17 protein-coding genes are annotated in these 11,689 nt (G+C 26.3%); 9 read left to right on the forward strand and 8 right to left on the reverse strand.

Annotated elements, in window-relative coordinates:
* Positions 1–320: 320 nt before the first annotated feature.
* The 6 genes from Q0J90_RS05250 to Q0J90_RS05275 all read left to right on the forward strand — a co-directional run bounded on the left by Q0J90_RS05250 (position 321) and on the right by Q0J90_RS05275 (position 3,964).
* Positions 321–566, forward strand: coding sequence for a dihydroxyacetone kinase subunit DhaK (locus Q0J90_RS05250; RefSeq protein ID WP_297276932.1), 246 nt, complete (start codon positions 321–323; stop codon positions 564–566).
* Positions 470–1,090 (forward strand): dihydroxyacetone kinase subunit DhaK, encoded by a 621-nt coding sequence (locus Q0J90_RS05255; protein ID WP_297276899.1) that lies wholly within the window; start codon positions 470–472, stop codon positions 1,088–1,090. The genes Q0J90_RS05250 and Q0J90_RS05255 overlap by 97 nt, the downstream gene beginning before the upstream one ends.
* 40 nt (positions 1,091–1,130) lie before the next feature.
* Positions 1,131–1,268: a dihydroxyacetone kinase subunit DhaK gene (locus Q0J90_RS05260; protein ID WP_297276933.1), complete on the forward strand. Its 138-nt coding sequence runs from the start codon at positions 1,131–1,133 to the stop codon at positions 1,266–1,268.
* Between the two features lie 4 nt (positions 1,269–1,272).
* On the forward strand, positions 1,273–1,914 hold the full coding sequence (gene dhaL, locus Q0J90_RS05265; protein ID WP_297276900.1) for a dihydroxyacetone kinase subunit DhaL: 642 nt from the start codon (positions 1,273–1,275) through the stop codon (positions 1,912–1,914).
* Between the two features lie 22 nt (positions 1,915–1,936).
* Entirely contained in the window at positions 1,937–3,376 is a 1,440-nt protein-coding gene (gene dhaM / locus Q0J90_RS05270; RefSeq protein WP_297276901.1) for a dihydroxyacetone kinase phosphoryl donor subunit DhaM, read from the forward strand.
* 87 nt (positions 3,377–3,463) lie between these two features.
* Positions 3,464–3,964 carry an ankyrin repeat domain-containing protein gene (locus tag Q0J90_RS05275; RefSeq protein ID WP_297276902.1) on the forward strand — a complete coding sequence of 167 codons (501 nt, stop codon included), beginning with the start codon at positions 3,464–3,466 and terminating at the stop codon, positions 3,962–3,964.
* Between the two features lies 1 nt (position 3,965).
* Here Q0J90_RS05275 and Q0J90_RS05280 read toward each other — a convergent pair whose 3' ends face one another.
* Positions 3,966–4,205, reverse strand: coding sequence for a hypothetical protein (locus Q0J90_RS05280; RefSeq protein ID WP_028329954.1), 240 nt, complete (start codon positions 4,203–4,205; stop codon positions 3,966–3,968).
* Between the two features lie 183 nt (positions 4,206–4,388).
* On the opposite strand from Q0J90_RS05280, the gene Q0J90_RS05285 reads away from it, so the two are divergent.
* The gene (locus tag Q0J90_RS05285; protein WP_297276903.1) at positions 4,389–4,823 is read left to right on the forward strand and encodes a PepSY-like domain-containing protein; all 435 of its coding nucleotides are present in this window, start codon (positions 4,389–4,391) and stop codon (positions 4,821–4,823) included.
* A gap of 298 nt (positions 4,824–5,121) precedes the next feature.
* Positions 5,122–5,559 carry a PepSY-like domain-containing protein gene (locus Q0J90_RS05290; RefSeq protein ID WP_297276904.1) on the forward strand — a complete coding sequence of 146 codons (438 nt, stop codon included), beginning with the start codon at positions 5,122–5,124 and terminating at the stop codon, positions 5,557–5,559.
* A 62-nt stretch (positions 5,560–5,621) separates the two neighbouring features.
* Here the strand turns inward: Q0J90_RS05290 and Q0J90_RS05295 are convergent, their stop codons facing one another.
* Genes Q0J90_RS05295 through Q0J90_RS05315 form a run of 5 tightly spaced genes read right to left on the reverse strand, consistent with a single transcriptional unit; the run spans position 5,622 to position 8,871 of the window.
* A complete protein-coding gene (locus tag Q0J90_RS05295) occupies positions 5,622–6,407 on the reverse strand; it encodes a hypothetical protein (RefSeq protein ID WP_297276905.1) in 786 nt (261 codons plus the stop codon).
* 53 nt (positions 6,408–6,460) lie between these two features.
* Positions 6,461–7,261 carry a hypothetical protein gene (locus Q0J90_RS05300; protein ID WP_297276906.1) on the reverse strand — a complete coding sequence of 267 codons (801 nt, stop codon included), beginning with the start codon at positions 7,259–7,261 and terminating at the stop codon, positions 6,461–6,463.
* A gap of 20 nt (positions 7,262–7,281) precedes the next feature.
* Entirely contained in the window at positions 7,282–8,058 is a 777-nt protein-coding gene (locus Q0J90_RS05305) for a hypothetical protein (protein ID WP_297276907.1), read from the reverse strand.
* A 34-nt stretch (positions 8,059–8,092) separates the two neighbouring features.
* The gene (locus Q0J90_RS05310; RefSeq protein ID WP_297276908.1) at positions 8,093–8,422 is read right to left on the reverse strand and encodes a hypothetical protein; all 330 of its coding nucleotides are present in this window, start codon (positions 8,420–8,422) and stop codon (positions 8,093–8,095) included.
* A gap of 14 nt (positions 8,423–8,436) precedes the next feature.
* The gene (locus Q0J90_RS05315; protein ID WP_297276909.1) at positions 8,437–8,871 is read right to left on the reverse strand and encodes a hypothetical protein; all 435 of its coding nucleotides are present in this window, start codon (positions 8,869–8,871) and stop codon (positions 8,437–8,439) included.
* Between the two features lie 174 nt (positions 8,872–9,045).
* On the opposite strand from Q0J90_RS05315, the gene Q0J90_RS05320 reads away from it, so the two are divergent.
* The gene (locus Q0J90_RS05320) at positions 9,046–10,788 is read left to right on the forward strand and encodes a sulfatase (protein WP_297276910.1); all 1,743 of its coding nucleotides are present in this window, start codon (positions 9,046–9,048) and stop codon (positions 10,786–10,788) included.
* A 2-nt stretch (positions 10,789–10,790) separates the two neighbouring features.
* Here the strand turns inward: Q0J90_RS05320 and Q0J90_RS05325 are convergent, their stop codons facing one another.
* Positions 10,791–11,303: a Gx transporter family protein gene (locus Q0J90_RS05325; RefSeq protein ID WP_297276911.1), complete on the reverse strand. Its 513-nt coding sequence runs from the start codon at positions 11,301–11,303 to the stop codon at positions 10,791–10,793.
* An 8-nt stretch (positions 11,304–11,311) separates the two neighbouring features.
* Positions 11,312–11,674, reverse strand: a complete 363-nt coding sequence (locus Q0J90_RS05330) for a NusG domain II-containing protein (RefSeq protein ID WP_297276912.1) — start codon at positions 11,672–11,674, stop codon at positions 11,312–11,314.
* Between the last annotated feature and the right edge of the window lie 15 nt (positions 11,675–11,689).

The raw sequence follows: 11,689 nt of genomic DNA on the forward strand, positions 1-11,689 counted from the left end.
AAAGAAAATGCAAACATTAATGTTACAATAAATATTTTCTTGAGCATTATACAACCCCTTAATATATTAAGTTCTACTAATAATACTCTATTATTCAATAATTGCAAGTAAATTTATAAAATTTATATTTATTATAATAATAAATTTTTATTTACATTTATACAAATTCTTAAAGAATGCCTTGAAAAAACATCTATTTCTATTATACTTTATATTAGTTTATATTTTTAATGTATTTAACTAATATTATAATGTGTAGGCAGTATATGAAAAAGATTATAAACAATATAGATAATATCATATTAGAAGAACTTAAAGGTATGCATAAAGCCCATAATAACATTATAAATATATGTTATGATCCTATTTTTATTACAAGAATTAATAAAAGTAACAAAGTTTCTTTAGTATCTGGAGGCGGTTCTGGGCATGAGCCGCTTCATGGAGGATTTGTAGGGTATGGTATGGTATGTTGGATGCTGCCTGTCCTGGAGCTGTATTTACTTCTCCCACTCCTGATCAGATGGAAGAGGCTGCAAAGACTGTTAATAGCGGTAATGGTGTAGTATTTTTAGTAAAAAACTATACTGGTGATGTTATGAATTTTCAAATGGCTGAGGAGCTTTGCAAAGCAGAAGGTATTGATGTAAGAAGCGTTATTATAGAAGATGATGTATCTGTTAAAGATAGTTTATATACTACCGGAAGAAGAGGGGTTGGAGCTACTGTATTTTTTGAAAAAATATGCGGAGCTTATGCTGAACGCGGTGATAATATAGATAAGGTTTTGGAATATGCTGATTATTGTAAAGAGAATGCACGTTCTATGGGTATGGCTTTGACTTCATGTACAGTACCTGCAGTTGGTAAACCTACATTTGATATATCTGATGATGAAATAGAAATGGGTATTGGAATACATGGAGAACCTGGAAGAGAAAGGATGAAAATAAAAACTGCTGATGAGATTGCAGATATTATGATGGATTCTATATGTTCAGATATACCTTATAAAAGCAATGATGAACTTATTTGTATGGTTAATGGTATGGGGGCTACTCCTTTAATGGAGCTTTACCTTTTTTTATAATTCTGTTGAAGAAATTGCTTTAAAAAAAGGATTAAAAATAATAAGAAATCTTGTTGGTAATTATGTTACCTCTATAGATATGGCTGGGGTTTCTATTAGTTTAATTAAAGCCAACGATGAAATATTAAAGTTGTGGGATTATCCAGTATATACAGCAGCTTTAAGATGGGGAATGTAATATTATGTATACTAAGGCTAAAATAAAAGAATGGCTTATCAATTTATCATATACTTATGAAGAAAATAAAGATTATTTAACAAAGTTGGATTCTGATATAGGGGATGCTGATCATGGAATAAATATGAATAGGGGATTTAATTTTGTAAGAGATATGATTAATGCTTTAGATGAAAATGCTAGTATATCATCTATATTTAAACAAACAGCAACCTTGCTTATAAAAAATGTAGGCGGTTCTTCTGGTCCTTTGTATGGTACTTTTTTTCTTAATGCTAGTATAGTTTCTTCAAATAAAGAAGAATTATCTTTGACGGATATATTAGAAATATTTAATAAAGGTACAAATGCCATAGCAGCACTGGGGAAATCAAAAGCTGGTGAAAAAACTATGCTTGATACTTTTTATCCTACATTGGAAGCTATAAAAGAATTTGCATCAAAAAATAATGATATAACGAATGAAAATTTAGAAGATTTTAAAAATAATATTTTGAATATTTCAGAAAATGCTATGAAGTCTACTGTAGATATGCTTGCTACTAAGGGTAGGGCTAGTTATTTAGGAGATAGAAGCATAGGGCATCAAGATCCAGGAGCAACATCTTCTTATATGTTAATAAAAGAATTAATAAATGTTTTATAAAAATTAATAAAAAGGAATTAATGTGGTTAGTTTAATATTTGTTTCACATAGTTATGAACTTGCTAAAACAGCAGTTGATTATATAAGGAAAGTAACAAATACAAATGTAAAAATGGCTTTTTCTGGAGGAACTGGTGATAATCATAGTGAAATGGGTACGGATTCAATAGATGTTTTTAATGCTATAGAAAGTGTATATTCTGATGACGGAGTTTTAATATTTTGCGATTTAGGAAGTGCTCTTATAAGTTCAGAACTTGCAATATCTATGCTTGATGAAGAAAAATCAGTTAATGTAAGAATGACATCGGCGCCATTTATAGAAGGCGGTATTAATGCGGCAATACAATCATCTCTTAATAAATCATTAGATGAAGTTGTATCTGAAGCTATAGAAAGTTTAACTCCTAAAATATCTTATGTAAAAGATAAATTGGATTATAATACTGTTGAAGTTTCAAATGATATAGAGTTTAAAGACTATGTAAAAGGTGAATATAAAATTTTGCTTGAAAATGGTTTTCATGCAAGACCGGTATTTATGTTTATTAATATAATAGCCAATTCCAAAAGTTTAGTATACATATCCAATAAAACTAAGCATAAAGCCCCAGTATCTGCTGACAGTATAACAAAAGTTACATTGCTTAATATAGAATACGGCGATATAATGGAAATATATGCCAAAGGTCCTGATGCTGAACAGGTATTGGAAAGATTTGAATATTTAGTTAATGGTAAATTTGAAACTAGAAATAAAACTGTAAAAATAAAAGATATAGATAGTAATTTGATAGTTGTTTCTGATGGTTATGCTGAAGGAACTGCATTGTATATATATTTTGGTGTAAATATAAAGAAAGAATACATAAAAGATCCTAAAGCTGAGAAAGAAAAGTTTATACTTGCTATTAATAATGTTAAAAAAGATTTATTAGAACAAAAAAGCATAATAGAAGAAAAGAATCTTGAAAATAATGAATATTTGATATTTGAAACTTATATATCTATGTTGTTTGATGATTATGTATTAAAAGAAGTTTATGATTTGATAGAAAATAAAAAATATTCAGCAGCATATTCTTATAATAAAGTTATGAAAAATATATTTAAAAGTTTTGATGCTTTGGATGACGGATATATAAAAGAAAGAAAATATGATATAGAAGATATTCTTTATCAAGTATTAAAATATTTATTAGATATAAAATTAGATTTGCCTAAAGAAGAAAATACTATATTAATAGTTGATAATATATATGCTTCTATTGTAACAGAGATTAAACAGAATATTAAAGGAGTAATATCTATAAATGGAAGCCCTATGTCTCATGCTGCAATTTTATTAAAGGCATTAAATATACCTTATGTTATATTTTCAGGAGCTATGCAATTAAAGGGAAAAAGTATTATTATAGATACAAAAAATAAGGAAGATAAGATAATTTCTTTCAAGAAATAATATATTATGCCTGTTTTACTGTGAAAGGTTTTTTATTGTTATATGCATATATAAATGTTATTATATTTTTTATGACTGGATAAAAATATGAGTATTAATACTATAGTTATAATAGTAATCGTTTCTATTGTTATATTATGGCCTATATTAAAGAAGGCTGCTAAGCATATAAGAATAGATAATTCTGAAGAGAGTATACATATAGCATGTTTATATGGAGATTTGCCAAAAATAAAAAGGCTTTTAGAGTCAGGTGTAAATATAAATTCTAAAGATTTCAGCAATAAAACTCCATTAATGTATGCTGCGGAGGATGGTGCTGTTGATACTATAGATTATCTGATTAGAAATGGTGCTAATATTAATGATATTGATGTTAGAGGCGACAGTGCTTTAATAATAGCATTAAAAAATAATAATGTAAAAGCATCAAAACTGCTAATAGAAAGCGGAGCTAATTTAGATATAAGAAATGAGGATAATAAAGATGCTTTGAATATAGCGTCAGATATAGATTCTAAAGAAATGGTTGAATTAATAAAAAATAAAAGAGATGATAATAAAGATATTACCATCTCTTCTAATTAAATTATCTATTATTGTTGCTTCTTGTTATATTTGTAGAACCGCATATAGGGCAATGAGATACTGAGTCTTCTATGATATCATCAATTTGAGTTATATCATCATCTTCTGATATATTTATCTCTTTATCATCAACTGCCCAAAAATTAGAACAGTCCTTACAATAAAAATGTATTAAATATTCTCTATAAGTTGGATAATTTCCTTCTATTTTTCTATATCCGTCTATAATATTATGTTCCATGTACCCTCCATTTTTATATATCATTCATTATTTAATTTAGTATTTTTTTTAAAAAAGTCAAATACATTATTTTGTCGAAATATTCTATATTAAAAATTAAAAAAAATAAACAATTATTTATATATTTTTTACATTAGGTATTATTATTATGTTTTATTAGTAACAAGGATAAAGGAGCTACTAATGATAAACAGTATGAAAATTTTTATTTTAATTATTTCTTTAACTGTGTTATCTATTTCAAATGTATTTGCTGCTGATATGCCTATACAAGCAAATCAATTACCTCAAAATGCTCAAAGTTTTGTAAAAACTAATTTCCCATCTGATCAAATAGTTTATGCTGAACAGGATAGAAATAGTTTTAAAGTAGAATTGCAAAGCGGTGTGGAAATTGATTTTGACAGAGGCGGTAATTGGACAGATGTAAGTTCTAAAATGCCTTTACCTACTGGTTTTATACCAGCTAATGTTTTGAAAGCAGTACAGGGAAAATATCCTCAAGTTGCTATAATGGAAATAAGTAAAGAATACAATAGTTATCAATTAAAATTAGCTAATAGAATGGAAGTTTATGTTGATAATAATGGCAACCTAATGGGAGAAAAATTAGATTAATAAAATTTTATTTAATATAAAGCTAGTATGAATTGTTTAATTATTCATGCTAGCTTTTTTATTTTTTTTATTAAATTCTTTGTTTTTTGTAAAAATATCTTGTTTTTTAGTAAAATAATAGTAAAAAACGTATTAAATAACAAAAATTTATTTACAATTAAATTTTATAATTTACTGTTATTTTACATTTTGATATAAAATGTAATTTTTTTATAAAATTTAAGTAAAAAATATTGACAAAACTTGTTTTATGTATTATATTATAAATATAACAATTAAACAACAAGGAGCATTTTTTATGAAAAAACAATTAAAACAAATCATTTTAGCAGCATCTGTAATGATGTTATCTATCGCTACTGTATTTGGAGCTGACATACCTATACAAGCAAATCAGCTTCCAAAAGCTGCCCAGGATTTTATCAAAGCTAATTTTGCTAATGATCCTATAGTATATGCTGAACAAGACAGAAACAGTTTTTTGGCCGAACTGCAAAGCGGTGTAGAAATTGATTTTGATAAAGATGGAAATTGGACTGATGTATCTGCTAATAATAAACCATTACCTACAGCATTTATACCTGCAAATATAATGCAGGCTGTTGAAGCAAAATACAAAGGTGTTGCTGTATTAGAAATTAGTAAAGAATATCTTAGCTACAAATTAAAATTAGGTAATAACAGAGAAGTTTATGTTGATAATAATGGAAAAGTAATAGGTGATAAATTAGATTGATAGAAAAGCTTAATTAAGTAAGGGCTGGTGATAAATTCACTAGCCCTTTCATTTTTTTATAACTATTTTAAGCTAGGATCGAAAATACTATCTTCATTCAATAAATCTTTATATTCAGTAAGATAATAAGCTATAAGTTCATTAATCTGTTTTGAATATTTATTTCCCATATTTGAATCTTTCCACAATATTTCATTTAAAATTCCAGTTACTACATTCTGAAGAGTATAAGGAACGGCATATTGTCCTTCATGATGAAAACCTATATTATGCATATGTTCATGAAACATTAAACCTGCTGTATTAGCGTATTCTTGACTTTGCATATAAGTAAAATAGTCTCCAAATAAAACAGAATCTAAACTGCCCCAATTACCAGAGTGAAAACCTACCCATTCTCCTATAGGTATTTCATTTTCTGGCTGAAGTCCGTAACGCAAATATCTAGATTTACCTTGCCAACCAGTACCGGTGCCAACAGCAACATTCATTTTTCTATATACAAAATCATATTTAAGAGAACGAACACAGTCAATAACTTTTTGAGCTTCGTATTTATCTCCTTTTTTAAGATTATGTCCATTATAGCTGTCATTTACAGAAGAACCCAATTGAGAATCAGCTGCCTTTACACGGTTGGCAAACTCCTCAGTGTTAACTGCCATTCTAATAAGAGCCATACATACTAACATATATTTTTTTTCATCTACTGTAATAATAGTATATTTATTTAGTATGCTGTCTATTTCAAAATTTTCTATACCAACCTGCCAGTATGGATATTTTTTGTTTATAGTTTCTTTACTGAAATCATCGGGTTTTAATATATTATTATTGCATCCCAACATAAATAACAATAATAAATTAAGTGTAAATAATTTTTTATCATAATAACCAACTTTTATTTTATATTAGGATCGAAAATACTATCTTCTCTTAATAAATTTTTATATTCAGTGTAATAGTAAGCTGTAAGTTCATCTAATTGTCTTGCATATTTATCTTTTAAATCATCATATAATATTCTTTCAATTAATTTTTGTACAACATCTTGAAGCCCGTAAGGTACATTACTATTTTTATTAACATCGTTATGAGTAAATCCAATATTATGCATATGTTCATGGAACATTAAGCCTGAAAAACTTGCATATCCATATAAACTATCACCGGACCATTTTATCCAATTATCATTTTCAAATCCTACCCAATCTGCTGTCGGTATTTGATCTGGGTTCTGACCTCCCATATATCTTGCATATCTTGAAACACCTACAGTACCTAAACCTGCTCCGCCTGTTTTTAGTTTTTCATAGGTGAAATTATATTTTAATGTACGTACTACTTCTGTTAATTTATCAGGATTGTATGCTTCTCCAGCCTTAATACTAAAATTTCCATAAGAGTAATTTGCTGCTGCTGTTAGATTTCCTTTAGCTTTTACTGCAGTTGGAAATTCATCAGAATTTAAAGCTGTTCTAATAAGTGCCATACATCTTAATATAAAACGTTTTTCTTCAACTGTTATTGTGGCATAAGATGTTAAATTATTAGCTATTTGAAAGTTAGCAACTCCTACCTGCCAATAAGGATATTTTTTATTAATGGTTTCTTTGCTGAAATCATCAGGTTTTAACATGCTGCTATTACAGCCAAATATAAATAACAATAATAAATTAAGTATAAATAATTTTTTTATCATTAATATTTCTCCAATATAATTTAATTAGAAGGCAGTATCTTAATACCTGCTTGAAAACCAATATCAAAGCTGGATATGGTTTGTTTTGTCATTTTGGCAAGAGCCTGATTATTATTAAGTGTAGGGTTTTTTAATGTCATTCCGAAATCTCCTCCTATATAACCTCCTAAAGCAATAGCAAATTTTTTATCAGTATAAATAGAGTATTCTACTGAAAATTTCAGATAAGGTATTATAATAGGATTGCTGAATATTTTTTCAATTTGCGATGCATTATAATGTTCTATATTTCTATTGATATATAATGTATTATAATTCATATATGATGACATTATTCTAGCATATAAAGGTACTTTGATGCCTGCATTAATCCCAAATGAAAATTTTTTCCAATTTAATTTTGGATAAATACCAAAGGCAAGACTTTCAAACATATATTTAAAATCATTTTTATAAATTTTATCACCGCTTTTTCTATAAAATACAAATTCATCATGTGTATATCCTATTTCACCAAGCAGGCTGAAACTGAAATCTCTGTTTATGTTAAATCTGTATCCTATATGAAATAAAACCCCTGCATCAAAACCAACACCTGAGTTTCTATTGGCCTGTTTAACAGCTGCATTAAAATTTTCCTGCTGCTGCTGAGTCGCCTTATTATTTGTCAAAGCATATTGATTAATTCCAACTCCAATTCCTAACGGTACAAATATACCAATCTCTAAACCGCTTTTAGCAAATAAACTTCCGGATGCTAATAATACTATTATAAATATATTTAATAATTTTTTCATAATTTTCTCTGTTTATAACCTTATTTTATATTTTCTAATTCATTGGCCTTATTTTAGTACCAAGCTGCAAACCTATATCAAGACTGGATATATTTTCTATAGGATTGTTAAGCTGATTGTTGCCTTTGCTTTTATCATTATATTTCAAAGCAAAATCATAACTAATATATCCGCCTATAACAAAATCAAATTTACGTGATGTATATACTGCATAATCCAATGTTAATTTTAGATATGGTATTATATTACTTGAAAAATAGTCTTTGTAATTTTTTGTATTAATGATTTTTATAGTTTCATCGCTATAGCCTAATAATTTATTATAATATGAATCATTAATGGTGCCGTGAACAAAAATTTTCATTCCTGCTCCTATACCTATAGAAAATCGTTTATAATTGAATTTAGGCATACTCCAATAACTATGCTGTCAAAACTATAATATTTATAATGCTGCATTTTTAGATATAAAGAGTTTGTATTCTCATCTTTAAGTCTGTAATTAAATGTATCTCTATTGTATCCAAATTCACCCATAAAACTAAAACTTATATCTCTATTAAGCTCTAATCTGTATCCTGCCTGAAATAATACACCAGCTTCAAAACCTACATGCGAAGTTCTTGTATTATTGCTTATATTTGCATTATATTGATTAGTTTGAGCTTTATTAAAATGTGAAGGAGGTTTATTAAAGTAATGTATTCCTATACTCATTCCTAGAGGTACAAAAATACCTAGTTCTAACCCGCTTTTTGCAAATGATGTTGAACTTATAACTAGTAATATAATTAGTATTTTTATTGATTTCATTTTTGACCTTATATTGATTTATTTTAGTATAATAACATACGTTAACATATTATACAACATATTTAATTAACATAAAAATATATATCTTTTACAAATGAAACATTTTTTTATTAAAAAATATTTGTAGAAAATAAATAATATTATATAATCTTGATATTTAATACGGATAAATATATGAAAAAATTAACATTAAAAAATAATAGTTTTTATATACTTTCTTTTTTTATTGTACTATTATTATACTATTCTATAACTCAATTATTGTTTCCTATGTTTTCGGTAAACAAATTTGATTTTAATATAATAGATATTATCTATGCTTATATATTTTCTTTAATATCATATATACTTTCTAATAAAAATAAAATAACATCATATTTATTTATAGTAGTTGTGGTATTTTCTTTTTTTACTATAGAGCCTCTTTGTATAACAATAGATGCTAAACCATTATTTTTTACTGATATGCCTGATTTATATCCTTCTTTGATTGAAGTATTGCCTTTATATATGCAGATAATTACAATATCGGCAACTACACTTTATTTTGGTCTTCTATTGGCTTATGCTGTATATTTTATATATGGACTTTATAGAATATATAAAATAAATATAAAGAAAGCTGTTATAATGACTTTAATAGTTGCTGCTGTAACTTATATATCGTTTTTCAGACCTGTAGCTATAAAATCAATATATGCTGATTATATAGATATAGCGAATAGATATGGTATTATAAATACTATAAGTTATAGAATATCTTATGATAAATCAATAAAAATAACTGCAGATAAAGATAATGTAGAGGCAGCATTTAATTTATTAAAAGAAGCAGAAAGTATAAGAGATATATCAAAGCTGATAGTTCCTTATAATGATAATATAAAAAGAGATGTATTTGTTATATTTATGGAATCTTTTTATGATTATGAGCATTTTTTACCTCTTATGGATAAAGATCCTTTTCCTAAAGAATATAGAGAATGGGCAAGCAATTCTACAAAGGTAGGACCTAATGACAGTTACGGCAGTTTATTTGCAAGAACATCCGGTTTGATAGGATCTTCTCCATTATTTCCAAAAAAACAAAAAACACCTATATATTCAGCTCTTCCATATTTGATGAAAGAAAATGGATATCATACGATAGCATTAGAAGAATCAGGAGTTACATATTATCTTGATGCATTATTTCCTAATATTGGAATGGATGATGTTGTATTCAATTTGGGGCTTACAAATATAAAAAATTATATAAAAACAAATGAAAGTGATAAGCCTATATTTTTATCTGGTTTTACATTTATGGGACATGCAGGAAGTCATGTTGAAAATGATTTAGATGTGTATGAGAATAACAAAAGACTCATGGATAAAATAAGTAAAAAAGATATACCTGTTCTTGTAGAAACAATGGAAAACTCTGCATTATCAGCAAAGGATATAATAGATACTAGAGATGTAATATTAGAAAAATATCCGGATGCTCTTATAATATTTAAACATGATCATTTATATCCATATTTAAAAAATATAATATATAATTCAGATATAGATGAAGATATCAAAAAAAATTTTTTCTATACATATACAATTTCTCCTATATTAATATGGAATGGCACAAATGGTAGTTATAAATTTGAAGAGGATGGTTTTCCTCCTGAGAATATACCTATGTTTATTGCTGCTAATACAAAAGTAAATTATACAAACTCTATAATATCATTGCTTTATAAAGATAAAACGGATAATATTATAAAATTTTATAATTCTTTTTATACAAATGATAATGGTAAGATAGTAAAAATTGAAGTGGATAAAGATAGTTTATCATACAAACAAAATGAAGCTCAAAGAATATTGTCTGAGGATATATTAAGAGGCAAAAAGTATTTTCATGTTTTAATAAATAAATAGTTTTATTCATTGTTATATAATATCATTGTTATAATACCTACTACGCTTCCTGTTATAAGCGATAATATAAATACTGGAACTATCAAAAATCTAATATCCGGCAGGTTAAATAAATATTTTGATAAAAATGCCTGAGATAAATTACTTACTAAAGCTCCTGCTAAACTTATACCAAAAATTGAAAATGTATTTTTTAAATAACTCATCATCTTCATTATTATTACAGATGTTATACCTCCGCATAATCCTAAATAGAATGGGGGAGTTAATATATATGCAAAAACTATTGCAACAGATACATTTTTTATAAATATAAGAAGCAGTAATTCTCTAAATTTAAATATATCTATAACCATTAATATAACTATAAATGAAAAGCCTATTCTAAAATATGGTATAGGTCTTGGAAACATATTTTCAACTGCAGCAATAAATGATGATATAAAAGCAAAAAATATTATATCATAAATTCTTCTTTTTCCTGTATGCGATTTAATACTTTCAAAAAATACCATAATTATTCCTATTGAACAATAGAATCTATTTCTAAATTATCCTCAACATTTTTTTCAAATCTTATAATTATGCCATTAGGCATGCATATTATAGGAGCATTTTTTAATACTCCTGCTTTAACACATAATTTATCTCTGCAAGGGGATTCTTCAAACATAATTTGATTATTACTTATAACTATTTTAGATTCTCCTAATAATCCGTTTACTTTTATTTCCCTATCTGTATTTAAATCATATCTAAAGGATTTTTCATAAGTATCTATAATTACTTTATTACTTTTACCTGTTATTATTTTCTTAGCATAAAAAAATGAGAATATTAGTATGAATAGAAATATTATTATATCCCCGTATCTTAATTTTTTCATTAATTATTGATTTAC

The organism is uncultured Brachyspira sp., assembly GCF_944390595.1.
GTDB lineage: Bacteria > Spirochaetota > Brachyspiria > Brachyspirales > Brachyspiraceae > Brachyspira.

What these genes read in the sequence shown, in the direction of transcription:
- Q0J90_RS05275 (WP_297276902.1), top strand. Translation starts at nt 3,464, where the DNA reads ATGAGTATTAATACTATAGTTATAATAGTAATCGTTTCTATTGTTATA.
- Q0J90_RS05305 (WP_297276907.1), bottom strand. Translation starts at nt 8,058, where the DNA reads ATGAAAAAATTATTAAATATATTTATAATAGTATTATTAGCATCCGGA.
- Q0J90_RS05255 (WP_297276899.1), top strand. Translation starts at nt 470, where the DNA reads ATGTTGGATGCTGCCTGTCCTGGAGCTGTATTTACTTCTCCCACTCCT.
- Q0J90_RS05325 (WP_297276911.1), bottom strand. Translation starts at nt 11,303, where the DNA reads ATGGTATTTTTTGAAAGTATTAAATCGCATACAGGAAAAAGAAGAATT.
- Q0J90_RS05280 (WP_028329954.1), bottom strand. Translation starts at nt 4,205, where the DNA reads ATGGAACATAATATTATAGACGGATATAGAAAAATAGAAGGAAATTAT.
- Q0J90_RS05300 (WP_297276906.1), bottom strand. Translation starts at nt 7,261, where the DNA reads ATGATAAAAAAATTATTTATACTTAATTTATTATTGTTATTTATATTT.
- dhaL (WP_297276900.1), top strand. Translation starts at nt 1,273, where the DNA reads ATGTATACTAAGGCTAAAATAAAAGAATGGCTTATCAATTTATCATAT.
- Q0J90_RS05315 (WP_297276909.1), bottom strand. Translation starts at nt 8,871, where the DNA reads ATGAAATCAATAAAAATACTAATTATATTACTAGTTATAAGTTCAACA.
- Q0J90_RS05330 (WP_297276912.1), bottom strand. Translation starts at nt 11,674, where the DNA reads ATGAAAAAATTAAGATACGGGGATATAATAATATTTCTATTCATACTA.
- Q0J90_RS05295 (WP_297276905.1), bottom strand. Translation starts at nt 6,407, where the DNA reads ATGTTGGGATGCAATAATAATATATTAAAACCCGATGATTTCAGTAAA.
- Q0J90_RS05320 (WP_297276910.1), top strand. Translation starts at nt 9,046, where the DNA reads ATGAAAAAATTAACATTAAAAAATAATAGTTTTTATATACTTTCTTTT.
- Q0J90_RS05290 (WP_297276904.1), top strand. Translation starts at nt 5,122, where the DNA reads ATGAAAAAACAATTAAAACAAATCATTTTAGCAGCATCTGTAATGATG.
- Q0J90_RS05310 (WP_297276908.1), bottom strand. Translation starts at nt 8,422, where the DNA reads ATGAAAATTTTTGTTCACGGCACCATTAATGATTCATATTATAATAAA.
- Q0J90_RS05250 (WP_297276932.1), top strand. Translation starts at nt 321, where the DNA reads ATGCATAAAGCCCATAATAACATTATAAATATATGTTATGATCCTATT.
- Q0J90_RS05285 (WP_297276903.1), top strand. Translation starts at nt 4,389, where the DNA reads ATGATAAACAGTATGAAAATTTTTATTTTAATTATTTCTTTAACTGTG.